Raw genomic sequence first — 24,462 nt, forward strand, 5'->3', positions numbered from 1 at the left:
GCGCCCTATCCGAACTCGAACTCAGTGTCTGCGATTCGCGACATCAGATAGAAGACGCCTGCGGAATAACCGCGCACAAGAGGCGCGATCCACGGAAATCCTGCGGACATTTTCAAGTATTTGACGAATTTAATCACAACGATCAGGTGAAGTTACGTGGTACACTCGAACCTGGATCGGGGCTCCTCCTCTTAGATATCGAAACGGAACGAACTCGTCTGAGTGTGGCGATTGATTTTAGATCGCGCGCCGGGGACGTCGAAGCGATCAGCGAAAATCGGTCCCGTTTTTTGAGGTCGGCCAGCAGCCAATCGTTTCGAGGATGGAGCTCCTGAGATCAGATGCCACCGAAGCTGCCTGGATTAGCAACACGCCTCCGGAAGGAGCAGCGCGTGAGTCAGGATCTACTGAGGCGCTTCACATGGGAGATCAGATCGATCGACATATGTCTCGACGATCTTCGGTCCTACCAGGCGAATGCGCTTGGCATTACAGGCCCGCAAATGATGATCTTGATGGCGCTGACGGAACTGGAAGAAGATGATGGTGTTCCCGTCAACGCTGTCGCGAAGCTGATGAGAGTTGAGTCGGGTTTCATCACCAAGCATTCCAAGGAGCTCGAGAGCAAGCGGTTCGTGCGCCGGAAATCTGACGCGAATGATGCCCGGTACGTCCTTTTGTCGCTCACGGACATTGCTCGCAAGAGCCTCGCGAGCATTGCAAGGCAGCAGGAAGAGCTCGAGCAGTTCGTCTTTGATTATCTCAGCATTCAGGAGTTCGCCAAACTGGCGGGCTGTTTGACTGGGCTCAGGTCTCGGTTGGAGAAGGCTCGGCTGCACGCCGCGCTGAACTCTGAGACGGATTGAGACATACTGGAGCGAATGCTGCGCGCCCGCGAGAGACCATCTGAGCCGGAAAGATCCGTTTCGGACAGTGGGTCGTCCCGCCGTCCCGGCGCGCCGACCTGCTCAAGCCCATGCAAGCTGCGCGGTGTCGGGCACGGGTCCGAACACCGCAATCGCCGACAGGGTGTCAGGGTCCCGACCCGAAAACTACTCACCGCCCTCGTAGAATAGCTCGAGGGGAAGGCCGGCCAGCGCCCTGCCGATCCAGTCCCGAGCAATCACATTGGAGGCTCCCATGGCGATGGCTGCGCGCGTCGCGGAAGGCGCGCTCGATGGGCCCGCGCCGCTCGGTCCGATCATGGCGAGGATCTCGCCCTGCGCGACCTCGAGATCGACTTCGCGCAGCGCTGCGACGCCGCCGAATGTCAGCGAAATGTTCAAAAGTCCGAGGATTGGCCGCACGGGCGCCTTTGACAGACTCGCCCGCGCCCCCGTCCAGCGCCTCCTACGCGCCTTCGGTCGATACATCCGCGTGGAGGCAGCCGAAACGCCCCTGTCGCAATCGCTGTCACGTGGCTGCCCCTCGCTTTACACCTATTCCGCAACCTGAACACGTACGGGCGTCCTTGCCTCCATTTCGCGGACCAGCGGGATCACATGCTTGCCGAAATATTCGACCTCTTCCTGGAAGTGCAGGAACCCGAGCAGGATCAAGTCGGCGCCGGCATGCTTGAGCTCGATGATCCGTTCAGCGACCTGCTGCGGCGTGCCGATCAGGTTCGAGCGGAAGCCGTCGTTATATTGAACGAGATCCTGGAAGGTGGACTTGGCCCAGTTGCCCTCTCGCTCGGGGCTGGCATTGCCGGCGTTCTGGACCTCATGGTGGAAGCCGCGAACTGCATCGGGGATCGCCTTGTCGAGGATTTCCTGCAGGACGTCCTTGGCTTCCTTTTCGGCTTTCCGGACAATGCCGAATGCATTGATTCCGATCTTGGTCTTAAAGCTCTTGCCGAAAGCCTTCTCCTTGGACCTGATGTCCTCGACCTGCGCTTTCAGCCCCTCCGGCGTATTCCCGTTCGTGAAGTACCAGTCGGACACGCGAGCGGCCATGTCGCGGGCGGCGCGCGAAGAGCCGCCCTGGAAGATCTCGGGCAGAGGATCGAGCGGTTTCGGCTTCAGCGAGTACTCGTTGAACCGATAGAAGTCCCCTTTGAGTGTGAAGCTCTCTTCCGTCCAAATCCCGCGCAGAGCGTTGATGAACTCCTCCGAACGCCGGTAGCGCTCATCGTGATCGAGCCAGGGCTCTCCGATTGCGTGGAATTCACCCCGGAACCAGCCGGATACAATATTCACCGCAACGCGCGCGTTGGTAAGCTGGCTGATCGTCGCAATCTGCTTCGCTGCTACGGCCGGATTCCATGGCCCGGGAAGGAGAGCGGCGATCACCTTGAGCTTTTCAGTCACAGCCAGCAGCGCATGCGAGAAGCTGACCGGCTCATGCTGCTTGTCGGCTCCGTAACCCGCCGTGAACCGGATCTGACTGAGTGCGTAGTCGAAGCTCGCCTTTTCGGCGATCTGAGCAAGTTTCCGGTTGTAGTCGATGTCCCAGCTGGTACGCTGCTCGATCGAAGAAATCACGAGGCCGCCGGATACGTTCGGCACCCAGTAGGCGAATTTGATCGGTTCGTTGTTTACAGACATCCTGGTTTGTCCCTTGAGAATGACACTTACTGCGAGGTAAGTGCGGCATGAGCGCGCAGCACCATGCGACCACGCCGCTCAAGACGAGCGGGCGCCGACACTGCTGTTCAGCCAGCGTTTGCGTTGTTGATTTCGAGGAGATCTCAGGCCAGATCGTCCCTATGAATTAAGACGCCGCTCAGGAACAACACGAACAGAACCGGTCGACAAGCCTGCTCGGAATCGAATGCGTAACGCTGTCGAAGACGTAGTTGCGCATTGTCCGTGCTCCTGAGTGGGACCATCGCCTGATGGTCAATCCTCTCAGAGATTGTTCGACCATGCGAGTCCAAGACGAACTATTTTTCGCCACGCGGAGAAGATCAGCTTCCTTTTGTTTGGCGGCGAACGCGTCGCTTGTTGCTGTGTGGGTGCAAGCTGATCATTTCCTCGCCGCGCAGAAGGTCATTCAATCGCCACGGCCGTACGGCGGCAACGGCATAGCGACCTGCACCAAATACTGCGGCTTCGGCCGGTGACTGGAATATTCCAATCGCATTCGCCGGCATCCGAGATCACTTGCTCTGCCGAAGAGATCGGAGCATCGAATTCGCATGGTCGGACCGGCTATTGCAGTCCAAGATGCAAGCACGCCTAGCACTGGACGCAATCAAACGAAAAGTCCCAACAGATTCAGCGCAGAATAGGCGGGGTCGAGCGAACGGCAACAAGAGCGTGGACGGCCCGCCCGTTCATCCAACGCCGTCCTTGGCTGACCTAACGACGTTCGCTCCAGCCGAATTGCCTTTCCTGTCGCTCGAAGGCGTAGATCGGATTGATACCGCAATAGGCATATGTGCCGGATGCGGTAGCCATGCACTGGCTATAGGTCGAGAACTGGCAGTTGCCCGGATATCCCCAGGCTCGGCCCTGCAAGCAATAAACGTCTTGGCGGGCCGGTGGGGTGTACGAATGAACCCGTGAAGCGGCGGTCGAGCCTGATCCAAAGCCGACGAGGATAGGAAGTGTTAGCACTCCGATAGCGAGAACGTAGCGCATGAGATCTCTTGCCTCCGTTAATTCGCTGAAGGATAGAAGATCCGAATTAAACGGTTTGATCTTAATCAATGGCAGATGGTGGGTCCAGTCGGACTATCGTCAGCAAGACCATCACCCGTGGGGAGACCCGAGCGAGACACTTGTAATGAGAGGGTTGGAGCGGATTGTGCGACCCGTCCTCGGTCCTGAGCTAACCCGCCCGCATTTCGAAGCAGCCTTCCAGCGACAGCGCCCCGCGAAACGCATGTTTTAAGCGCGACTTGGCGCCTTCGCGCAGCGGAATACTCGTCTAGCAGTCAAATCTAGGTCGTTTCATTCGCTCTGACGCGTGTTGCCGGGCACCATTCTCGACGATCGAAGGCCAAAATTGCATCGCCTCGACTGTTGCGCGGCACTGCGTCACAACGATACGACTTCCTTTTCATAGAGGATTGTTAAGCACTGTGCAGGCATCCATAGATCGCGCCTAACTTATTCGCGAGGCTCCAATTCACTTCGCCTGCGAGTTCCGCTGCGGGCCTGTCATTGTATTCCTGGGTGGAGTCATAGTGATCGGCGACCGGCCGGCAACGATCGCGGCGATCAACCAGCAGCAGCGATCAGTGACCGCCGCGCTGATGTCTATCCGTATCGCTGGCATCGCTTACCGGCAGGAAGTCGGCTGTATCATGGCGAACCCACCCTAATGCTCGTTCGGCGGCTTCCTTGGAGGGGGATCGCAACATTTGGGCTATTAGGGGATCCACGAACCGCATCCGGGCGGCGAGATCCGGATTGTTCTGCTGCAACTCCTGCGCCAGAAGCTCATAGTCCCGCTGGATATGCTCGTCGCCCAGCCACTGCGTGGGCCCCAGCACGGGTCCGCTGCGGCGGTCGGAAGAGGCAACGGTAGCCGACGGGCGGATCTGAGCATCCGGGACAGGGGACGGGCGAGAATGGTGGATGAATTGCGCACCGCGGCGTCCTCGCGGCCCCGATGTGATCGAGTAGGTCTCACCGTTAATCGAGACCTGGGTTGGGCCGCTGAACTGGACCGGCAGGCCCCCGATGTTATCCAGGACATCGAGTAAGAAATCCGACACCGGCTGGGAGCCATCCTGGCTTTCCAGAAGCTGACGAGGCCATTGCTCGTGAGGCAATGCATCGCGACATCTGCAAAACGAAACTGCCCCGCGGCTCTCGATCGTCGCAGGGCTTCATGGGTTTCAGGAGCCGCCCTCCTCCCGGCCGATGAAGTCTTGCGGCGGCATGGGAGCCGACGACTCGTCATTGCTGGGGTTGCAAAACGGCATACCGGCGGCGCCGCAGGTGCACGTACGGGTGCCACGCCACAGTTGATCCGGATCGTTCTCGCAAATCCACGACCAGCCTTCCGCGATTCGTTCCTCGTTCATTTGCTCGCGATTCTTCGCTTTGGCTCGTGTTTAGAGCTGATGTAATCTCCTAGTTTTTCCTCCGCGGCCGCAATCTCATCTGCAGCGCAGCCTGTGCTGACATCCCGGCCGTTGTCTCTGATGATCCAGGTTGCAAGGTGAGTGATTTATGCGCTCTTGTTTCGGCGGGCAGCCTTGAGCTGAAGTCGGGCGCCCTTGCGTCTTCGCGGCATAGCTCTCTCATCCGTCCGATATGAGCTAGCGTTGTAAATTCCTTGCCGGCAATCTTCTCGATAACCAGTCGATTACGGTCGCGCTCACGACGCAAACCCGCGACCGTCATTCCTCCCAAAGGGAATGCATCTTCACGGCATCGGCAAGGCGAAGTGGAGTATCAGGTGTAATTTCAGGTTGCGTTCGACGCGGCATCAACGCCACAGCGCGGCTGTTAAAACCGAACTAAGATGTCAGCGCCGTATTGAAAGTAAACCTTTCCTTCCTTGGATCGTAGGATTGGCAATTTCCTCGCAAAATTGACGAGACCAGAGCGTAACTTGAAGCAGGAACTGACCGTCACTCGGCTTCTTTAGGTGGCATGCCAGAATGAACGCAATAACAGATCAGCTCACGGAGGCCTCGCGACATGTATTGCCCCCGCGAGCAATCCACCGCGAAATCACCGCCTACGTTTGTGAACAGAATGAAAGAGCCTAACGCAGCCAAGCCGCGATTGGCGTTTCCCCCCAATTTGCCTCGTACGCTCATGGCCGCCCCCGCAGCTTGGGGAGCCGGGATCACATTGTAAGCCGCGCCAACATAAAGACGCAGTCACGCGCTCGGGTTCGCATCTTCTCCTCGACATGTCAGTGGGATAGAGCTCATATGGCGCACGACCCCCGTCCAGCAAGCCGCTGACGCGCACGCGGGTCGATCCGCTAATGCGCTTGGCAACGCTGATCAGGTCGAGGATGACGCTTAGGCTTTCGGCTCGAGTGACCAGGTCGAGTAGCCGCTGCTCAATTGCTTACCTGTGCGAAGACCCGTAGACTCAGTCTACCCCGACTGACGCGACCATATGGTGCCAGCAGTATCGCAGCCGCCACTCAACCGCGTCAGAGTTTCTGGTAGGCGTTCTCATCGAACGACGTCTCCTCTATGGTCGCCCTTTAGACGATTAAGCATGTATCGTGCCAAAGGTGAAATCGAGTGCAATCGATGCGATAGCCACAGCAGTGCTGTGTCAGCTGTCCAACAGCGTCGCGAGAAGATGCGAACGAGGATCATGTCGTTGTTCCGCACCCCCGCGCAGGAAATGCTTATCAAGCACATACATGTCATCATTGCGAATGGGAAAGACATTGCTGTCCATGTCCTCGACGGCGCCCTCTCCGCCGATGCAGCAGCAGGCTTCGAAATGATTCCGGTATTGCAGAAGCGAAACGGTGCTAAAACCCATGCCGTCCTTTATCCGTCAGAAGGCGGTGGCTGGGGCGTGTACTCATAAATCGAAGCATCATCCCGCATCGGCGCCCCGAAGTCGAACGACAATTTCGCCTGCACGCTTACCGTCGTTAGCGATGGTCTTGAGAGTTCGCCGAACTTCTTCCAGATCCGGCTGTTGCGCGCTCAGCCAGTTTAACCCGGCCTCTGCATTGATGATCGTCGCTGTGAGCGCCTCGACGACAGCACCATAGGTGCGCACAAAATCCTCTGAGGTCTGCAATGGCGCTTCGTCCTTCGCATCGCCCAGATTGTGCCAACTCGGCTTCGACTTCCAAGACATAGCGCGCTCCTCTAGTGGGTTACGAGAACGTTTCGCTCCAACATCGATGGAACGAGCCAACTCCGTCCGGCTAGTTCTTTGTGAATTTGTGAATGTAAGCTCATTGCTCAGGCATCTGCGTCTTTATGAGTACACGCCCTAGGTGTGGAGCCTCAAGAGGTTGTCCTTGGTCAAACCGAGCCTGCTGATCGGCGTTTGAGATTTTATCCCACCGTGGGGCCGATGCCAGTTGTATTGGTGCAGCCAGAACGGCAGCTCTTGGGCGCGCCGATCTGATGTTGGATAGGCTTTGGCATAGGCCCATTCGCGAAGCGCGGTTTGGATGAAGCGCTCGGCCTTGCCGTTTGTTCTGGGCGTATAGGGCTTGGTGCGAATGTGCTTGATGCCCAGGTCCCGGCAAGCGTCGCGGAAGGCGAAGGACTGGTAGCAACTGCCATTGTCGGTCATGACGCGCGTGACGGTGACGCCGAGGCTTTTGTAATAAGCCACAGCCGCCTTGAGAAAGGGAACAGCACTGTCCGCTGTCTCGTCGGGCTTGATCTCGGAGAACGCGACGCGGGAATGATCGTCAATGCAGACGTGGACGAAATCCCACCCAGCGCCGCGGCTCTTGTTTGGACCACTCGGATCGCCGGTGATGCGGTGGCCAACACGCTCGAAACGCCCGAGCTTTTTGATGTCGATGTGGAGCATCTCGCCTGGGTTCTCGCGCTCATAGCGGCGCTCCGGTTCGGCCGGCTCCAGGTCGCGTATCCGGTTTAATCCCAAGCGGCGCAGGATGCGGCTGACGGTGGCCGGTGACACCTCGACCTCGGCAGCGATCTGCTTGCCGGTGTGGCGCTGCCGGCGCAACGCCTCCACAGCGGTGCACGTGGCGACCGGGGTTTGGCTTGGCGATGAAAGGGGCCTGGAGGACCGATCTCGCAATCCCTCTACACCTTCCGCGCGGAACCGCTTGACCCATTTGGCGACCGTCTTCGGCGTCGTATTGAACAGGTCGGCCGCGCCAGCTTGGCTTAGCCCACCTTGCACCACGCTTCGGACCATCGCCTCTCGACCTTTGGGCGTCAAAGGCGCATTCTTGTGCACGTTCATCTGGTCTCTCCTTGGAACACTGAAGCTTCGCAACCTCAGCTTCCTCGGTTCAGACCAGATGGACAACCTCCTGAAAGACCACACCTAGGGCGCGTACTCATAAAGTCATGACTGTAAATGGCCATTAGGTCAGTTGTTCGCGCTGTTCCGGTTTAGTTGATCAAACGGGTGTGCGGCGCAACCGTCCTCTCATTTTAAGGCCGTCCCGCATGTTGAGGGCGAGCAGTGTGATGTTTGTTGCGCCCGCGACCAGTTCGAGCACCTGCACAGCGTAGAACGTGACATCAAATTCTGCCGCCTGAGCCTTGGACGCAAGGAAGAGTGCAGACGGTATAAGAATCAGTATGTCGTTTCCAGCAATGAATGGCATGCGCTTGAATTTGGTCCCAATCAAGCCAGCCCGGCGCCCTTTCGCCATGCTGATACCTATACCACCGGTGGTGGCGAGTGCTGGAATCAACAATAAGAAGCCCCACGGAATGGTGCCCTTAACCGCTGCGACAGTGGCATGGGACGCGAAGAGTTCGCTAAGTACCGTCGATAGCCAAAATGTGCCAATCGTTGCGACAGGCAGTGCGCCCGCGACGGGATGGATCAACCTGATCATGAGTGTCTTCCGAAAACAGCAGAGCTAGGCAACGCAGATGCCAGGCACAGCAACTTTCTGGAACAGATGAGGTGAAGCGATCGCTGAGGCCGGATAGCCGGCGATTTTTGCCAGGAAGCCAGGATGGGTGAACGCCGCTCGAAAGTGCGCAGTGGATTCCCAGATGGCGTAGTTCAGATAGGTCGGGCTCTCGCCCAGAGCTCTGTGGAGCTGAGTGGAAATGAAGCCGGGCTGTTGCTTCATGAATTCCGCGTCATCCTGCCAAGTCTTGAGAAATGCCTTCTCATCGGCTCTGTCGAGGGTGAAGGGGTTCACCAGGACGACCGAATTTGCCTCGATCGCGATCTGGCGGTCGATCGGAAAGGAAGGGTCAAGTGGGCGTAGCAGGGACATGAGAAGCTCCATCGCTATTTGATATGTGGTGCCTAATTGGTATTATGATTACATAGCAAATCGACAACATGATGTCAATATAAAATAATGGTGACAGATGAAAAGAACCAAGCGGACCCCCGAAGGTGACGCCCTGACCGACCTTGTTCTCGATCTATTCAGGCTCGACAGCCTGCTTTTGACGGCCGGCGACCGGCTGGTCGCCTCGCTTGGCCTGACCAGCGCACGCTGGCAGGTGCTTGGCGCCATTGTGTCCGCCGAACGTCCCCAACCGGTCGCTTGGCTTGCGCGCGACCTCGGCGGCAATCGTCAAAATGTGCAGCGAATTATCAACGATCTGCACAGAGAGGACCTCGTGTCTTTTGAGATCAATCCACATCACCGACGGGCGCAGCTCGTCGTGCTAACTGAGAATGGACGACGCACCTTCGAAGCCGCAATGGAATTGCAAGCTCCCTGGATCAACGGTCTTTCAGAAGGATTGTCGGTCAAGGAAATACGCACGGTCCATCGCATAATCACGGCCTTGCGAGAGAAGCTTGAGAGCAGCCAGGACAAGTCGGCCTAAATGCACGCATGGTAGAAGCATTGTGCTCGGCCGGCCGCCCGTGATTCACACCCAAACTGGGGCTCGAATCATGCGCTACGAACTCGCCGAACATGAATGGACTGCCATCAAGCCTATGCTGCCGAACAAGCCGCGTGGCGTTCATCGGGTTAACGACCGCCGTGTCCTCGATGGTATCTTCTGGGTCTTGCGATCTGCAGCCCCCTGGCGTGATCTGCCGGCGGAGTTTGGGCCGTGGACCACTTGCTACAACCGCTTTGTTCGCTGGCGGCGAGCTGGTGTCTGGGGCCGCATCATAGACGCAGTTGCCGCTGCCCATGATGCCACTGTTCAGATGATCGATACTTCCATCGTCCGGGCCATCAACAGAGAGCTTGCATCACCAGGAATCACGGCCAATCAATGGGAAGGTCACGCGGCGGCTTGACGAGCAAGATTCACGCGGTGTTCGATATCAATGGTCTGCCCGTGCGGCTGGCGGTGAGCCCCCCGGCGAAGCCCACGACGTTCGACTTGCCGGAAAATTGCTATCTCGTCTGAAATCCGGATCAACGCTGCTTGCCGACCGTGGCTATAATGCTGACTGGATCAGCGAGCCTGCCATGAGGAAGGGCGCGTTGGCCAACATCCCGCCGAAAAGTAATCGCAGCGATCCGATCTGCTTCAGCCCGTATCTCTACCGCGCTCGCAATCGGGTCGAGCGGTTCATCAACAGGATCAACGCGCACGAAGTTGATGTCCCACGTTTCGCGTGGTGCCGCCGCTTACCTTGCTTTCCCCAGAATGCTGCTGGAGATATTGCCGGCGACATTAACTGTCCCCAATCCCAGATTTGGCAAGTCGTTTCCTTCCTTGCTGTGCCTCTCGCCGCGAATACGGTTCCGCAGCGTCTCAGCCAGTAGAGCAAATCTCATGCCGTCGTCGCAGGCCGATGAAAGATGAAGTTGTGGCTGTCTCAGCTGGCTAGCGAGTGAGAACGAGTTGGCTGGTCGTGTAGCCAATCAAATAAACTGCCGAGATATGGCCGAATACAAACAGGTCCGGAGCGAGAACCGGTCGAACAGTGCGGCTTTCTAATCCGCTATAGGCAAATGCCGATGTAGATTGAGCACCTGATACCCGAGCGGAGTGAACTCACGTGCAGGTCAGCAGATCAGGTCCTGGGGCTAGTCCAATAGCTGGCGGATATCATCGATTATTTGCCCGGTCGCGAGCTCATGATGACGCCGTCGGCAGAACTCGCGTGGCCCCGAATGTGTGCGTCGTTCGCGGCTCCGCCCCTAGCTTGCCGGCATGTCCGTCCCCCTCGGAAGGCTAAACGCGAGCGGGAAGGTCTCGGCCGAAGAGATTCGAGTCCGGTCTGCTCTTCGGCGAGGCGTTTTTCAATATCCTGACGTTCGACATCCGACAGGTTCGACTTCAGCAGGCGACGATAGCGATAGATGGTGTTGCGGTGAGCACGAATACGGGCCAAATATTCATCAAGCATCCTGGACGCTCCTGAGGTCGTCGCAATCTCTACGAAGACATATTCAGGCGAGCATGTCGTCGATCAGCGCGCCGTCTGTCATCGCATCTCGGAAGCCGGTCGGCAGGCGGATCAGGACCATGCTAGTTCGTGACATCATTCTTTCCCCTACCCTAGCACTTCCATCGCGACGATCCGCAGCGTTTTTTGGCTCGCCATAGCCGTCTTTCTGCTCGGCTAGTCGCTCAAACAGAGCTGGACGCTTGTAAGGCGCAAGGAATAGGCGGTCACGCCCCGGCGCCGGACGCTTGCCGCTAACAAGCTCGCCCGTCAGTATTCTCTCTCGACGAGCTGAACATCGTTTGCCGATGTGCTATACGCATCTTCGTTGAGAACAGCTTTGTTTGAGAGTTTCGATGTCTCTTTCGATTGGATTGATTGTCGACGGCTATGTGAAACTAAACAACCGCAGCGCGCTGGAGAATCTTCTGGCGCATCGGCGGGAGCTACTGCAGCAGTTGAACTGCGTTACCGGAGTTGATCCGAAGCCAGCGATCGCTCAGGTCCGTCAAGACATCACAGCGATCGAAAGGGCACTTGCGGCGCTCGCACAGGAGTAAACAGCAAGGGCGCACCGGCTCGCTTGAGCGATGGCGCTCCGGTGCCGAATACTGAGTTCGCCCTCGCCTCCGGAAGAAGGTTATTAGCGCGACGGCTCACCGACATCGTGGCGCGCAAGGGTGCGTGTGCCAAGGCTTTGATGCGCCGCCTGTTGTGCGAGCTGCTCTCTCGTTTCAACGAGCGGCCCCGCAGCGAGCAACGCGCCAACCGATTCACATCGGATAAGGCCGCGTCTTGGGTGACGTTAGGCCGCCATCGATTTGCAACCACGATACACCTCTGCGAGGTGACCGGATCACTATGCCGCAGGCGAGGCCACGGCGCGCAGGCCAGGATCTTCAGCACTGTTACTTGGAGATTCACTCAATGACAAGCCACGTCCTAGATCTATCGCCACATCGTTGGTGCTCTGGAAAGAGCTTCCTGACCGACCTGTTTAAGCAGATCGGGTCGCGTCTCACCTCTGGTGGCGGCCTCCAGGATTTTGGAGGCAACGTAGGCGCGGACGCCGGCGTTATACGGTGAGACGCTTTCGCAAACCTCATCCAAGATCGTACGCAGAAGCGCGGTCGTGGCACCGTCCAGCATTGGGAGATCTCCCTCATACCATCGAGGAAGATAATGGGCATTTGCTGGACCGGAACTCAAGTACATCAGATCATATAAGCCTCCGCGACTGCCGGTCCGCAGATTTCCAGCGCGGTGCAATGTCCAGCATCTCAAATGCGGCTAGAGGATTTGCCGTTTATCGCGCCCGCTGCGTCTAACCAATGCTTTGGCATACCTGCCCGATGGAGTTGGTAGAAATAGCTTGCCACTGCTCTGCTCCGATGTCGTTTCACGACACGGCCCTGCGGCTCCAAATCCGAGCGCTTGGCATCTCGCACTGTAGAGGGATTTCGATTCAGGCGGTGAAGTACGTCAAAAACCAGCGCCCGCCCCACGTCTGGCGACGAAATCGGGCCAAGATCCGGCGCCGGCGCTCACTGCCCCCTTGACTCGCCCCCTGGCCGCTCTTGAGGGAACTTCGGCTTTATGCAGCTTAGGAGGGCGTCTGCGCGATCGCGAAGTAATTTCATGGTCAGGGCGTGTTTATTGATCCATAATCGCACGTATTGGCAGCACACGATTTTGAGCGAATCTCCTTTGGCAATGCCCGCTTGCAGGCGGTGATCTCGGTAGCGACTTGCGCTTTGGATATACAAGCTGATGTAGCTGAAGGACCCAGCACGCGAACGTCGCGTGAAAATTATCGGGAGCGCGGCCGTAATGCAGGATTTGAGCGCGAGAGCGCGGCTCGTTGCATTAATAGATATTGCCACTTTGTTACAGTCTCCGCCCAGAGCAATGACATGCAGCCGGAGAGCAGCATATTCCGCGGCCACATTGTTGGGGCCATTATTGCAACTGAGCATGACGCGACGAGCGAGATGGCGTCGCCGAAAGTTTCGCATCGGCGAGCTAGGCGGAAGCCCTTTGCAGGGAGTGGGCTAGCAACCAGCCCACCGCGGGCTGCGTGTGAAACGCTCCGATCCGACGAAGCGACTGGGCTGTTCAGATTATCTGCTGCGTTTGTCGAATCCGAAAAGGGAACTACATGAATCATCTCGGCAGCAACCATCGTCTTACACCATCTGTGATGACAGACGAACAGCACGAGCTGGAGCGCTGCAAGCAGGAGATTGAGCGCCTCAAACAGCTGGTTGTACGACTTTCTGAAATTGCTTTGCGCAACGTCGTAAAAAGCGCGCAAAGCGGTCGGAACGTCCCGGAGTGTTTGAGCGATCCGCCGAAGTCATAATACGGAAAGCGAACTCGTACTTCGCTGCTCTCGGCAGCGTGGGAGCGGCCCGGCCTCGCTCTACCCTGTCAGCGGCAGAGCCAATCTCCAGCCGACATCATAAGTTCGAGCGTGGGGCAGTTGTTCAGCACGCAAAGGGCAGTTCCGGATCGCCCCGAGAGTTCTTCCAGGATGTTGAGGATTTCAGTGCCCCCGGTTCGACGATTTCTGAGCGCAATCACTTGCGGATCTGGCTACGATGGCGACCAGGACAGGACTACATTGTCGATCAACCGAGTCGAGCCGACGTACGCTGCGACACAGAGCACCGCCGGATAGCGCAGAGGACTCTCGGCAATCCTTAAGGTCCCAGCGTCGACAAGCTCAAGGTACTGCAGTCGATCGACCCTTTCCAAATGCTTTCTTGCAAGCGCAATCAGCGTTGCCGCGTCGCGCTCCCCTGAGGCAAACTCTTGCGCTGCGGCGAACAAACCACGGCTGATCGCAAGGCTCCGACCACGTTCTTCCGGGCTGAGATAACGGTTGCGACTGCTCATTGCCAGCCCATCTGGCTCCCGCACGGTTGGCACAGTGACAATCTCGATCGGAAGATTCAGGTCAACCGTCATGCGGCGTATCACAGCGCATTGCTGAAAATCCTTCTGTCCAAAGTACGCGACGTCCGGCTGCACCATGTTGAATAGCTTGCAGACGACAGTCGCTACACCACGAAAATGTCCAGGCCTGAAAGCCCCGCAGAGCGGTTTTGCGAGTTCGCCCGGCTCGACAAAGCTCTGAAATAGAGCCGGATAGATCTCCTCTGCACTTGGCGCGAAGATGATGGTGACCCCGGCACTGCGGCACAACGCTTCATCGCGCGCGAAGTCGCGAGGGTACCTGCTGAGATCCTCATTTGGGCCGAACTGAGTGGGGTTGACGAAGATGCTAACGACAGTGACGTCGCAGTGTCCCCTACTAGCCGAGATCAGGGCCAGGTGGCCGTCGTGCAAGTATCCCATCGTCGGAACGAATCCGATGCGCTTATCGGCATTGCGAACGTCTGCAAGGGCGCGACGAAGCTCAGCGACCTTCGTAATTACTTGCATTTCTTACCTTGAGGTTGAATTGGAGGGCACCCAGTTGGCGACGGCATCCCGAAGCTGATCAGGAAGCCGATAGCACTCCTCTGAGCCCGGGAATGCACCTTTGCGGACATCGGTAGCCCAGCGCGACAGCGCCTCCTGGAACAGCTGGAATCCATTTGTATAGGCCCGAACGAATTTGGGGCGATGACCTTCGGTTAGCCCCAAGACATCATGAAACACGAGCACTTGGCCCGAGCAATCAGGTCCTGCTCCGATCCCGATGGTGGGTATCGTGAGACATTCGGTCGCTCGCGCCGCGAGCTCGGCAGGAATGCCCTCCAAGACCAGCGCGAAGCAGCCGGCTTCCTGCAGATGGTGCGCGTCTTCGAGCAGCCGCAAGGCGGTATCCGTTGTCCGTCCCTGCACCTTGAAACCACCCATGACGTTGACGCTCTGCGGGGTCAGACCGAGATGTCCCATCACAGGAATTTCGCAGTCGACCAAAGCGCGTACCATCTCGATGCGTTTGGCGCCACCCTCGAGTTTCACAGCATCGGCGCCACGCTGCAGAAAACCTCCTGCATTGCGAATCGTATCCTCAGAACCGACATGAAAGCTCAGAAAGGGCATGTCGGCCACAAGCAGCGCATGAGGCCTCGTGCGCGCAACAGCCTCCAGGTGATGATTCATCATGGCCACGCTGACAGGCAGCGTGTTGTCGAATCCCAGGCAGACGTTTCCAACGCTATCGCCGACCAGGATGATGTCGACAATGGGATCCGCGATGCGCGCCGCAACCGCATCGTAGGCGGTGGTCATCACGACACGCCGTCCTTTATCCTTCCACTGCTGCAGTGCCGGAATCGTGACACGCTCTAGAGGCTGCTCTGAACTGTGGCTCATACTCAATCCGCTCTCCACACACCGTCGGCGCTTCCTAGAGAAGGCTGGAGAAACATGTCAATGGCATGGAGTATGGAGATCCCAGTTCTCTAGAACTGGAGAACAGCGCAACAACAATCCAATGGTCGCGCAACCATGAGACAAGATCTTGCTCATCGCGATTGCACCACCGATGGCTCGTCTTCCCGTGCCGTTTCAGCGGCTATGCCAGCCGCGTCCTCAATCGAGGAGCGGGCGCTCGCGACGAGCCACCTTCTGCACGCGTTTCTGGGCTGATTGCAGTCTCTCCAAACGGTGCCGGCTCGACCGGACCGAGCTGCAAATGTACGCAGTGCGGACTTCGTCTTTAGGGCACATCTGCATGTCTGCCCCCTAGGGGTACTCCTTAGACTCCTGCTTCGGCGGTGGCGCACCGAGCAAAGTAAACGGATGGCAGGCCAGGAACGTCCAAAGGTGACAGGCCGCTGTAAGCGCAGCGAGAGTCGGGGTCGAGTAGATGTCGTCGCGAAGGCGCTCAGACCGAGCCAGCCTGCTGGCCCTGTAGGCCCTAAAGTCGATTATTTTTGCCGATGTTTCCATCACTTCATTTCCACGCGGTCTAGAGGGCCCACTCGAATTCTCTGACCAGGGCCGTACCGGCACAACTCAGTCCATTCCTAAGCCGCTCGCCATCGAAGCCATTTCTGATCAGCCTCCCGCCGCGCCTTGAAGCGGTTGACGCATTTCTTGGAGCAAAGGGCCGTTCGCCAGCAGTAATGGCGGATCAGCCCAAACTTTCCGCCGCATATCGCGCAGCATGTGGCTGAATGGTCGAGGGAATTACGCAAGCCAATGTGCATTCTCGCCTCCTGTCAGACATTTACTCGGGAAGCCCCGCTGCCCTCCGACCACAGCACCACGGGCGCACCAAAGGTGCGCTCGCCGAGCGGTCCGTCTCCTGGTTCTTGCAGCCATCAAGAGCCTTGACTCTGATGTGCGGCTGCCTCGCGAAGCAGTCGTTTCCGCAGAAAGCCTCGCCGAGAATTTGCTCAAGATAATGGATTTCTCGATCGTGGTTAACGCAATTCGCCCGACATTTTCGGCCAAATGCTGCGCCTTTCATGGCTAGCCCGCAGGATTGCTGCGGCAGTTGGATCGGGAGCGCTTAAGTGCTTAAAGCGCGATCAGCCTGCTGGCCTTGGGTGCTGCATCCTCGCTGCACGATCAAACTGCAGCAATACGGACACTTTCGCCTTGCAAGATCCTGTCACTGCAGACGATTGCAGAGTCTTGTGCATCTCACATCAGCAAGTCGGCAGCGTCGCGGATGGCAGTATAGATCTCATCAAGGTCGGCCGCCGTAACGCAGTAAGGCGGCATCACGTAGATTGTGTTACCGAGTGGGCGTAACAGCAGATTCCGCGCTTGGAAGAAAGCCAAAAGCCTCGGACCGATGTCCGCCAGATAGCCGGCATCGCTCGTGTTGAGTTCAAGCGCCGTGACTGTTCCTGTGCGTCGGACGTTTGCGAACCTTGAATCGGCGCGGAATGGCGCGAGTGCCTGTTCTTGCATCCTGGCCAAGGATGCCAGCCGCCCGCGATATTCCTGATCCTGCCACAGGTCCAGATTAGCCTTGGCGGCGGCACAGGCCACTGGATTGGCCGTATATGAGCTCGAATGAAAAAACGTACGCGTGCGATCTTCAGAATAATGCGCATCGAAAATATCGGCACGACAGAGTGTGACAGCGAGCGGCAGCGCACCAGCCGTGAGTCCTTTCGAATAGCAGGCAATATCGGGCGTCACATCGGCCTGCTCACACGCAAACAAGGTACCCGTCCGACCCCAGCCGGTCATGACCTCGTCCGCAATGAACAGGACGTCGAAGGCTTCGCAGATCCGCTTCATCTCTCTTAGTACCGAGGGAGAATACATCAGCATTCCACCGGCACCCAATATCAGGGGCTCAACGATAAAGGCTGCGGGATGTTCTCTTCGACACGCGTTTTCAAGCGCGTCGAGCGCTCTTTGCTCACGATCCCTTGCCGGGAACGGAATCGAGGTCACCTCGAACATCAGCGCCCCGTAGGCCGCATTGAAGACGCCTCGGCTACCTACCGACATCGCCCCGATCGTGTCGCCATGGTAGGAGTGCTGCATCACCACAATTCGGGTTCGCTGTCTTCCGGTATTGCGCCAGTAGCCGAGCGCCATTTTCAGCGCCACTTCGACACTGGTTGACCCGCTATCGGAGAAGAACACATGCTCGAGCGCCGGCGAGGTAACCTTCAATAGTTCCGTCGCAACTTGCTCAGCCGGGTCGTGAGTGTATCCGGCGAAGATGACCTGGTTGAGCTTGCCTGCCTGCTCTCGGATCGCGTTCACGATGCATGGATGGCAATGGCCGTGGGTCACGACCCACCAGGAGGAGATTGCATCGATAAGGCGTCGGCCATCTTCGGTGTAGAGATAAGCCCCCTCTCCCCGCAGCACCTTCGTCATGTCCAGCTGTAGAGCATGCTGCGTGAACGGGTGCCAGATCGGCGACCTCTTAGCTATCTTCATAGGTTCAGGAAATCGGTACCAACAAAGGAGTCTTTGAAAGCAGCCTGCAGCCTATCGTGCGTGAGGGGAACAAGCCACGGGAGCCGTCCCAACCAACGCACTCTCCCGATCTCGCAAATCGCGCTTTCAGTTTCGGCGTTTCTTTCGCCAATGAACGCAATTCCAAGGATTCGAATCTGACGCTTCCGCAGAGCCTCTATGGAGAGCAGGGAGTGATTGATTGTGCCCAGTCCGGTCCTTGCGCAAAGCACGACGGGAAGCTGCCAGCGCTCGAAGATGTCGATGTAAAGAGTGCGCGCTGTCAGCGGCACCATGAGTCCGCCGGCGCCCTCGATCACGAGTTGCTGCTGGCCCCTGTCCGGCAGTCGAAGCGTCTCTGTATCTATGCGAACGCCGTCGATCTCCGCGGCGTAATGGGGCGACGCAGGCGTCCGAAGTCGATAGAGCTCCGGGACAATCCGATCGGACGAGAGGCCCCCGAGGCGGCGGATGCACTCGGAGTCGGTCTCTTGTTCGAGTCCAGCCTGGACCGGCTTCCAGTAATTCGCGCCGAGAAGGCCGGCGAGCCCTGCGGAAAATATCGTTTTGCCGACCCCGGTGTCCGTACCAGTCACGACGATTCGCTTATTCATCAAAACGAGCTCCTCGCGTCACCTCAACCAGTGCATCGAGCATTGCGCGCACGTCCGCTTCCCCAACATTGAGTGTCAACGAAATTCGCAAGCGGGCGGTGCCTGCAGGGACGGTTGGCGGCCGAATTCCGCGGATATCGAAGCCGCGCGCCTGCAGAGCAGAGGCAAGTCGCATTGCACGCGCGTTGTCACCTACGATGTACGGCACGATCTGAGAGGTCGATGGTGTGCGCAAGCCAAGCGAGGTGATCTGCCGATGCGCGAACGCAACGAGTTTGGTCAGCCGTTGCTGTCGCTCCGGCTCTTTCTGCAGGGTGAGGAGTGCCTCTCGAACGGCAACGGCCATCAATGGTGATGGGGCGGTGGCAAAAATAAACGGACGGCAGCGGTTGACCATAAAATCGCGCAAGATGCCGGAGGCCGTAACAAGCGCACCCGCCGCACCGAGCGCTTTGCCGCAGGTATGAACGACAATGAGATTTTCGCGCCTATCATAAGGGGCCGTGAGCCCTCGTCCCTGATGCCCGTAAGCACCTGTGGCATGAGCCTCATCCACGATCAGAAACGCGTCTTGTCGATCGGCGATCGCCACCAGCTCTTCGAGTGGAGCGAAGTCGCCATCCATACTGTAGAGACTTTCGGCCACAATCCAGACGCGGCCCGCCCCGCCTTTGTTTCGCCAGTCGCGAATTGCATCTTCGACTGCCTGGGGATCATTGTGCGCGTGAATTCGACACTCTGCGCGGCTGGCCCGCGCCCCCTCGTGAATACTGGCGTGCACGAGCGAATCGAGAACGAGCAGATCGCCGCGCTGCGGCAGCGTTGTCAGGAGGGCAAAATTTGCGATGTAGCCGCCTCCAAAGAAAAGCGCTGCCTCCGCGCCAAAGAACTGAGCCGCTTCCGTTTCGAGCAGTTCATGCTCCTCGCAATTGCCGCGCAGAAGCCGCGACCCGCCGGCTCCAACCGGAGTGCCCGCCTCGAGCGCGGCAACCATCGCCTTTTTGATGCGCGAGGCGTTCCCGAGCGCCAGATAGTCGTTCGATGCGAAATCGATCCCGACGCGCGGCTTGAGGCAGCGCAGCCGTTTATCTTCGTTCAAGGCATTCAACGCTGCGACGTAGGGACCAAGTCTAGCTGTTTGGACTGACCGCATTCATCACTCCCAGGATCGCATCAAATCACGCAAAAGATGCGTTGGCCGTGCAAGAACGAAGGATGACCCGCTAGATTCAACTTGCCAGGATGCGATTGTCTCGGTCCACACGCACAATGCGTGGCTTGAATATCTTTGCTTCGGCCTCGTCGAATGAGGCATATGCAACGATAATGACCTTGTCTCCGGGCATCGCCAGTCGGGCGGCCGCACCGTTCAGGCTTATCTTGCCAGACATCGGCGGCGCCTCGATCACGTAGGTGGCAAAGCGCGCCCCTGTTTCGACATTGTAGATTTCGACGCGCTCGTTGATCACCATTCCTGCTGCGTCCAGGAGCGTACGATCTATCGAGATCGAGCCTTCATAGTGCAGATCAGCTTCGGTCACTGAGGCGCGATGGATTTTTCCCTTCATCAAAGTTATCTGCATCTCTCACCTAGGCTGGATGTAGGGCAACATATTGAGCGCACTGCTTCCGTCAGGCGAGCCCGGACGTGATGCCGAGCCGGGCCAGCAGATCCGCGTCGCGATCAACTTTCGGGTTTTTGGTGGTCAGGAGCACGTCGCCGACGAAGATTGAGTTTGCGCCGGCCAAGAAACAAAGCGCCTGCAATTCGTCGGTCATGTATTGCCGCCCGGCGGACAAGCGAACCACGCTCCTCGGCATCATGATCCGCGCGGTCGCCAGCAGCCGGACCAGCGCGATCGGATCGGGAGGCTCCGCGGTGTCTTCCACCGGCACGCCCTCGATCTTGTTCCACAGGTTGATCGGCACGCTTTCGGGATGGTTGGGAAGATTGGCGAGCAGCACGAGCATACCTAGGCGGTCCTCGACGCGCTCGCCCATGCCGATAATACCGCCGCAGCAGATCTTGATCCCGGCATCGCGCACATGCGCCAGCGTATCCATGCGGTCCTGCAGGCTGCGGGTGGTGATGATCTTGCTGTAAAACTCGGGCGATGTGTCGAGGTTGTGATTGTAGAAGTCAAGGCCGGCCTCGGCGAGGCGCGCGGCCTGCTTCGGTGTCAGCATGCCGAGCGTGACGCACGTTTCCATGCCGAGTCCTTTGACCGCGTTGATCATGTCGCAGACTGAATCAAGATCGCGATCTTTTGGCGTACGCCAGGCCGCAGCCATGCAGAAGCGCGTGGCGCCGGCATCCTTCGCGCGCTGCGCGGTCGCAACCACATCGGCGCAACGCATCAGACGGGTGGCTTTCAGGCCAGTCTCGTAATGTGCGCTTTGCGAGCAGTAGCCGCAATCTTCCGGACAGCCGCCGGTCTTGATGCTGAGCAGGCTCGCAGTTTCGACGTGGTTTGGATCGAAGTTCTTGCGATGAGCGCGCTGCGCCTGAAGCATCAGGTCGGCAAAAGGAAGCTCGTAGAGCGCCTTAGCCTCTTCGACGTTCCAATGATAACGGATCTGCGCCCCGTCGCCTGTTTCCATCTGGACTTGCGCAGCAGCATCCATAATTCAATCCCGCTCAATTATAGATAATCGCGTCAATTATCTATAGTCATCGCTCTTGAAGAGATGCTAATCGAGCTGCCTCGCAAATGCACCCGTTATTGCGGTAGATAATCTATGATCCGTACCGACAACATGACGACGGTCGCGCGCATCGCGGACTCAATCGCTGAGCGCATTATCAGTGGCGCCTTAGAGCCAGACGCGCCACTCCGTCAGGATCACGTGGCACGAGAATTCAATTCCAGCCACGTCCCCGTGCGCGAGGCCTTTCGGCAGTTGCAGGCACAACATCTTGTTGTCGCTGTGCCGCGTCGCGGTGTTCGGGTTGCCCCGCTCGATAGCCGTTCAGTGAAGGAGATCGCCGAAATGCGCGCCGCGCTCGAGGTGGTGGCATTGCGCCATTCGGGGCCAAGGCTCACAACAGCTCATTTGGCGCAGATCGAGCTCACCCTGATCGAGGGAGACAATGCAAAGACGATCGAGGAGTTTGAGATAGCCAACCGCGCCTTTCACCAAGCGTTGGTCGCGCCGTGCGGAATGCCGCGTCTGCTCGCAAGCCTCGATGGACTGCAGCTCGCCAATTCTCGATTGGTGTTCGCGATGGCGCGATCGGTGGGCTGGCGACCGCGCTCCAATCAAGATCACCGCCTGATTCTGCAAGCCTTGCGAACGCGCAACGTCGATCAAGCCTGTAACCTGCTCACGCGGCACATTCAAACCATTGAGCGCCTTGCCCTTCCGGCGTCCTGAGCAAATCTGGCAAGCTTCCTTGCGGATCGCCGACGATCGCAATCGACGATCATGCTCCAAGCGACTAGCCTCATTGCAACGGGCTCTATTCCCAGATAGTTATGGCACCCGCTAGCGACATCTCCATGGACGGCCATGATTCGTCACATCGTCTTCTTCAGCGCCAAGGACGAGGCGCATATCGACCATATCATCGAAGGTCTTTCGCTTCTCACCACGATACCACATGCGCGCCGGCTTGAGGTTGCCCGCAACCGCAAGACCGATCAGCTCGGCAACGATATCGACATCGTGGTCTATGGTGAGTTCGACAGCGAGGCGGAGCTCGCAGCGTACAAGGCGCACGATCTCTACCAGGAGTCGATTAAACGGGTCCGACCGCTCCGCGAGCTGCGGTTCGCGGCCGACTACGATGCATCAATAGATACCCCTTTCGCCTCCACGGCAGGATGATCAGGTGCTGTCGCAGCAAAAAGTCCACTGCCGAGCTAACTTGGCAATGGGCGTCAAGTTTCGGCCCATCGCAGACAAGCGTCGTTCTCATTGGGTGGGGCAACAGATGGAACGGCACTTTCACGACGTCAGCCGCCGGTGACCGATAACCCGATGTATGTTCGCGAGTTGCAGTGGGTTGAACCTGTGATAGCGATGCTACGTCTTGGGCATCGATCGCATGTCACATTTCTCGATAGCGTAGCAAGGCACGAGCTGCTTGGGCGCTACTCATATCTAACGTGCGACCCGTTCAGCACCTATAGGGTCGCCAACGGCCAAGTCAGTTGGAACGGACTGACTCTCGAGGCCGATCCATGGAAGGTCCTTCGCACGCTACTCGCGAAGTACCCGCAAGAGCATCGTCCCGATCTCCCGCCGTTCCAGGGAGGAGCGGCAGGCTACCTTGCCTACGACATGAACAGGACATTGGAGCGATTGTCTGCGCCGGCAATTGCCGGTCTGGGTTTGCCCCAATCTATCCTGCATTTCTATGATGCGGTCATCAGCTTCGACCACCGGGACAACAAATGCTGGATCGTCTCGACCGGATGGCCGGAGCAGGATCGCGTGCGACGGAGCGAACGAGCGCGTCGTCGAGCCGACGAGTTTGCGGCATTGCTTGCCGGTTCAAAGGCGCCACAGGAGGGGTGTCCCAGCAAAGCGGGCGCATGGCGCTCGAACTTCAGCCGCGAGGGCTACATTGCGGCGGTACAACGCGTGATCGACTTGATCCTGGCGGGTGACGTGTTCCAGACGAATATTGCGCAGCGTTTCAGCACCCGCCTGCCGACCTCGTTTGATCCACTCGCCTTCTATTGCCAGCTACGATCATTGAATCCGGCGCCTTTTGCGGCCCTGCTGCGATGGGGAAAGCTGACCATCGCATCAAGTTCGCCGGAACGATTCCTGAAGCTTGAAAGGCGACAAGTCGAGACACGACCAATCAAGGGCACGATCGCGCGTTCTCCTGATTTCAAGGAAGACCACCGCCGTGCGGCTGTTCTCCTCGCTTCCGAAAAGGATCATGCCGAGAACACGATGATTGTCGACCTTCTGCGCAACGATCTGTCACGCGTTTGCACCGCGCATTCGGTCGAGGTTCCGGCCCTGTGCAATCTCGAGTCCTATGCCTCAGTGCACCATCTCGTGTCGATCGTTACGGGGACACTTGCCGGAGACGAAGACGCCGTTAGCCTGCTCCGTGCTTGCTTTCCCGGCGGCTCCATTACCGGAGCGCCAAAGATGCGGTCGATGGAAATTATTACAGAAATCGAGCGCATAGCGCGAGAGGTCTATTGTGGGGCGATCGGCTTCATCGGCTTCAACGGGCACATGGACACAAGTATTGCGATCCGCACGGTCACGATCGACGGCGACCTGGCTGTATTTCATGCGGGCAGCGGTATAACCGCCCTGTCGGAGCCCGAGGCCGAATACGAGGAAACGCTCGCCAAGGCAGAGCGAATCTTTGACGCATTTGGTTCTGAACGAGTTGGTGCATTTTGATTGTCATCATCGATAATTACGATTCCTTCGTGTTCAACATTGCCCGCTATTTCCACAAGCTCAGTGAAGCGACGGAAGTGATCCGAAACGACGCTATCAGCATCAGCGAGCTCGTTGGTCTCAACCCGCGCGCGGTGGTCATATCGCCCGGCCCCTGCACCCCAAATGAGGCAGGAATATCGACAGCAGTGGTTCGCGAACTTTCAGGACGCGTACCAATTCTCGGCATCTGCCTTGGACATCAGTGTATTGGGACCGTTTTCGGAGGACGGGTGGCGCGTGCGCATCGGCCCATGCACGGTCGGCGCTCATACATTGCGCATGACGGCCGAGGGTTATTCAAGGGGCTGCCAACCCCGCTTGACGTCGGACGCTACCATTCTCTTATCGTCGAGCTTGACCAGTCATGTGCGCAGAACCTCATCGTGACAGCGCGTTCGGAGGAAGGCGAGATCATGGGCCTCACGCACGGCTACTATCCCACCTATGGGGTCCAGTTCCATCCCGAGTCGATACTTACCTCACAGGGGCACGTCCTGCTTATGAACTTCTTGCGACTCATAGAGGATTTTCGAAACCACGCGGAGCAATGAGAGGCTCGCCTGCCGATCAAGATGGTGGACAGTTGGTTTCTGACGTGGTTGGAAGGC

General features: G+C 58.0%; 26 protein-coding genes and 2 pseudogenes. 9 read left to right on the forward strand and 19 right to left on the reverse strand.

Annotation, left to right across the window (positions count from 1 at the left end):
- The first annotated feature begins 392 nt into the window (after nucleotides 1–392).
- A complete protein-coding gene (locus N2603_RS37150; RefSeq protein WP_260386057.1) occupies nucleotides 393–866 on the forward strand; it encodes a MarR family winged helix-turn-helix transcriptional regulator in 474 nt (157 codons plus the stop codon).
- A gap of 186 nt (nucleotides 867–1,052) precedes the next feature.
- On the opposite strand, the gene N2603_RS44785 is transcribed toward N2603_RS37150, so the two are convergent.
- The 10 genes and pseudogenes from N2603_RS44785 to N2603_RS37200 all read right to left on the reverse strand — a co-directional run bounded on the left by N2603_RS44785 (nucleotide 1,053) and on the right by N2603_RS37200 (nucleotide 8,835).
- The gene (locus N2603_RS44785) at nucleotides 1,053–1,307 is read right to left on the reverse strand and encodes a hypothetical protein (RefSeq protein ID WP_311740749.1); all 255 of its coding nucleotides are present in this window, start codon (nucleotides 1,305–1,307) and stop codon (nucleotides 1,053–1,055) included.
- A gap of 132 nt (nucleotides 1,308–1,439) precedes the next feature.
- Complete coding sequence (gene sfnG, locus N2603_RS37160; protein WP_260386058.1) at nucleotides 1,440–2,546, reverse strand: dimethylsulfone monooxygenase SfnG; 1,107 nt, start codon at nucleotides 2,544–2,546, stop codon at nucleotides 1,440–1,442.
- 756 nt (nucleotides 2,547–3,302) lie between these two features.
- Entirely contained in the window at nucleotides 3,303–3,584 is a 282-nt protein-coding gene (locus N2603_RS37165) for a DUF3551 domain-containing protein (protein WP_260386059.1), read from the reverse strand.
- Nucleotides 3,585–4,183: 599 nt separating this feature from the next.
- Nucleotides 4,184–4,666, reverse strand: a complete 483-nt coding sequence (locus N2603_RS37170; RefSeq protein ID WP_260386060.1) for a hypothetical protein — start codon at nucleotides 4,664–4,666, stop codon at nucleotides 4,184–4,186.
- Nucleotides 4,667–4,789: 123 nt separating this feature from the next.
- Nucleotides 4,790–4,978, reverse strand: coding sequence for a hypothetical protein (locus N2603_RS37175; protein WP_260386061.1), 189 nt, complete (start codon nucleotides 4,976–4,978; stop codon nucleotides 4,790–4,792).
- A 1,239-nt stretch (nucleotides 4,979–6,217) separates the two neighbouring features.
- Nucleotides 6,218–6,444, reverse strand: a pseudogene (locus N2603_RS37180) (ectoine synthase); the annotation flags it as partial.
- 26 nt (nucleotides 6,445–6,470) lie between these two features.
- The gene (locus tag N2603_RS37185) at nucleotides 6,471–6,740 is read right to left on the reverse strand and encodes a hypothetical protein (RefSeq protein WP_260386062.1); all 270 of its coding nucleotides are present in this window, start codon (nucleotides 6,738–6,740) and stop codon (nucleotides 6,471–6,473) included.
- 138 nt (nucleotides 6,741–6,878) lie between these two features.
- Nucleotides 6,879–7,835 (reverse strand): IS481 family transposase, encoded by a 957-nt coding sequence (locus tag N2603_RS37190; protein ID WP_260386063.1) that lies wholly within the window; start codon nucleotides 7,833–7,835, stop codon nucleotides 6,879–6,881.
- 160 nt (nucleotides 7,836–7,995) lie between these two features.
- A complete protein-coding gene (locus tag N2603_RS37195) occupies nucleotides 7,996–8,442 on the reverse strand; it encodes a hypothetical protein (RefSeq protein WP_260386064.1) in 447 nt (148 codons plus the stop codon).
- Nucleotides 8,443–8,466: 24 nt separating this feature from the next.
- Entirely contained in the window at nucleotides 8,467–8,835 is a 369-nt protein-coding gene (locus N2603_RS37200; RefSeq protein ID WP_260386065.1) for an antibiotic biosynthesis monooxygenase family protein, read from the reverse strand.
- 97 nt (nucleotides 8,836–8,932) lie between these two features.
- On the opposite strand from N2603_RS37200, the gene N2603_RS37205 reads away from it, so the two are divergent.
- On the forward strand, nucleotides 8,933–9,403 hold the full coding sequence (locus N2603_RS37205; RefSeq protein WP_260386066.1) for a MarR family winged helix-turn-helix transcriptional regulator: 471 nt from the start codon (nucleotides 8,933–8,935) through the stop codon (nucleotides 9,401–9,403).
- Nucleotides 9,404–9,473: 70 nt separating this feature from the next.
- Nucleotides 9,474–10,126 (forward strand): annotated as a pseudogene (locus N2603_RS37210) (IS5 family transposase); the annotation flags it as partial.
- A 472-nt stretch (nucleotides 10,127–10,598) separates the two neighbouring features.
- On the opposite strand, the gene N2603_RS37215 reads toward N2603_RS37210, so the two are convergent.
- Nucleotides 10,599–10,892 (reverse strand): hypothetical protein, encoded by a 294-nt coding sequence (locus N2603_RS37215; protein ID WP_260386067.1) that lies wholly within the window; start codon nucleotides 10,890–10,892, stop codon nucleotides 10,599–10,601.
- 395 nt (nucleotides 10,893–11,287) lie between these two features.
- On the opposite strand from N2603_RS37215, the gene N2603_RS37220 reads away from it, so the two are divergent.
- Nucleotides 11,288–11,491, forward strand: coding sequence for a hypothetical protein (locus N2603_RS37220; RefSeq protein ID WP_260386068.1), 204 nt, complete (start codon nucleotides 11,288–11,290; stop codon nucleotides 11,489–11,491).
- A gap of 388 nt (nucleotides 11,492–11,879) precedes the next feature.
- Here N2603_RS37220 and N2603_RS37225 read toward each other — a convergent pair whose 3' ends face one another.
- Nucleotides 11,880–12,080 carry a hypothetical protein gene (locus N2603_RS37225; protein ID WP_260386069.1) on the reverse strand — a complete coding sequence of 67 codons (201 nt, stop codon included), beginning with the start codon at nucleotides 12,078–12,080 and terminating at the stop codon, nucleotides 11,880–11,882.
- A gap of 1,009 nt (nucleotides 12,081–13,089) precedes the next feature.
- On the opposite strand from N2603_RS37225, the gene N2603_RS37230 reads away from it, so the two are divergent.
- Nucleotides 13,090–13,293, forward strand: coding sequence for a hypothetical protein (locus N2603_RS37230; protein ID WP_260386070.1), 204 nt, complete (start codon nucleotides 13,090–13,092; stop codon nucleotides 13,291–13,293).
- A gap of 233 nt (nucleotides 13,294–13,526) precedes the next feature.
- On the opposite strand, the gene panC is transcribed toward N2603_RS37230, so the two are convergent.
- The 7 genes from panC to bioB form a co-directional block, all read right to left on the reverse strand.
- Nucleotides 13,527–14,378, reverse strand: coding sequence for a pantoate--beta-alanine ligase (panC, locus tag N2603_RS37235; RefSeq protein WP_260386071.1), 852 nt, complete (start codon nucleotides 14,376–14,378; stop codon nucleotides 13,527–13,529).
- A 3-nt stretch (nucleotides 14,379–14,381) separates the two neighbouring features.
- Entirely contained in the window at nucleotides 14,382–15,260 is an 879-nt protein-coding gene (panB, locus tag N2603_RS37240) for a 3-methyl-2-oxobutanoate hydroxymethyltransferase (protein ID WP_260386072.1), read from the reverse strand.
- 1,278 nt (nucleotides 15,261–16,538) lie between these two features.
- Nucleotides 16,539–17,804 carry an adenosylmethionine--8-amino-7-oxononanoate transaminase gene (locus N2603_RS37245; RefSeq protein WP_260386074.1) on the reverse strand — a complete coding sequence of 422 codons (1,266 nt, stop codon included), beginning with the start codon at nucleotides 17,802–17,804 and terminating at the stop codon, nucleotides 16,539–16,541.
- Nucleotides 17,801–18,436: a dethiobiotin synthase gene (bioD, locus tag N2603_RS37250; RefSeq protein WP_260386075.1), complete on the reverse strand. Its 636-nt coding sequence runs from the start codon at nucleotides 18,434–18,436 to the stop codon at nucleotides 17,801–17,803. The genes N2603_RS37245 and bioD overlap by 4 nt, the downstream gene beginning before the upstream one ends.
- Nucleotides 18,429–19,589 carry an 8-amino-7-oxononanoate synthase gene (locus N2603_RS37255; protein WP_260386076.1) on the reverse strand — a complete coding sequence of 387 codons (1,161 nt, stop codon included), beginning with the start codon at nucleotides 19,587–19,589 and terminating at the stop codon, nucleotides 18,429–18,431. The genes bioD and N2603_RS37255 overlap by 8 nt, the downstream gene beginning before the upstream one ends.
- 76 nt (nucleotides 19,590–19,665) lie before the next feature.
- Nucleotides 19,666–20,019, reverse strand: a complete 354-nt coding sequence (gene panD, locus N2603_RS37260; RefSeq protein WP_260386077.1) for an aspartate 1-decarboxylase — start codon at nucleotides 20,017–20,019, stop codon at nucleotides 19,666–19,668.
- A gap of 49 nt (nucleotides 20,020–20,068) precedes the next feature.
- The gene (gene bioB, locus N2603_RS37265) at nucleotides 20,069–21,061 is read right to left on the reverse strand and encodes a biotin synthase BioB (RefSeq protein WP_260386078.1); all 993 of its coding nucleotides are present in this window, start codon (nucleotides 21,059–21,061) and stop codon (nucleotides 20,069–20,071) included.
- 114 nt (nucleotides 21,062–21,175) lie between these two features.
- Between bioB and N2603_RS37270 the strand changes: the two genes are divergently transcribed.
- The 4 genes from N2603_RS37270 (at nucleotide 21,176) to N2603_RS37285 (ending at nucleotide 24,405) form a co-directional block, all read left to right on the forward strand.
- A complete protein-coding gene (locus N2603_RS37270) occupies nucleotides 21,176–21,811 on the forward strand; it encodes a GntR family transcriptional regulator (RefSeq protein WP_260386079.1) in 636 nt (211 codons plus the stop codon).
- A gap of 135 nt (nucleotides 21,812–21,946) precedes the next feature.
- Nucleotides 21,947–22,264 (forward strand): Dabb family protein, encoded by a 318-nt coding sequence (locus N2603_RS37275; RefSeq protein WP_260386080.1) that lies wholly within the window; start codon nucleotides 21,947–21,949, stop codon nucleotides 22,262–22,264.
- Between the two features lie 153 nt (nucleotides 22,265–22,417).
- Nucleotides 22,418–23,812 (forward strand): aminodeoxychorismate synthase component I, encoded by a 1,395-nt coding sequence (gene pabB, locus N2603_RS37280; protein ID WP_260386081.1) that lies wholly within the window; start codon nucleotides 22,418–22,420, stop codon nucleotides 23,810–23,812.
- Nucleotides 23,809–24,405, forward strand: coding sequence for an anthranilate synthase component II (locus tag N2603_RS37285; RefSeq protein ID WP_260386082.1), 597 nt, complete (start codon nucleotides 23,809–23,811; stop codon nucleotides 24,403–24,405). Before pabB ends, N2603_RS37285 begins: the two co-directional genes overlap by 4 nt.
- Nucleotides 24,406–24,462 lie beyond the last annotated feature (57 nt).

The organism is Bradyrhizobium huanghuaihaiense (assembly GCF_025200885.1).
Classification (GTDB): domain Bacteria; phylum Pseudomonadota; class Alphaproteobacteria; order Rhizobiales; family Xanthobacteraceae; genus Bradyrhizobium; species Bradyrhizobium huanghuaihaiense.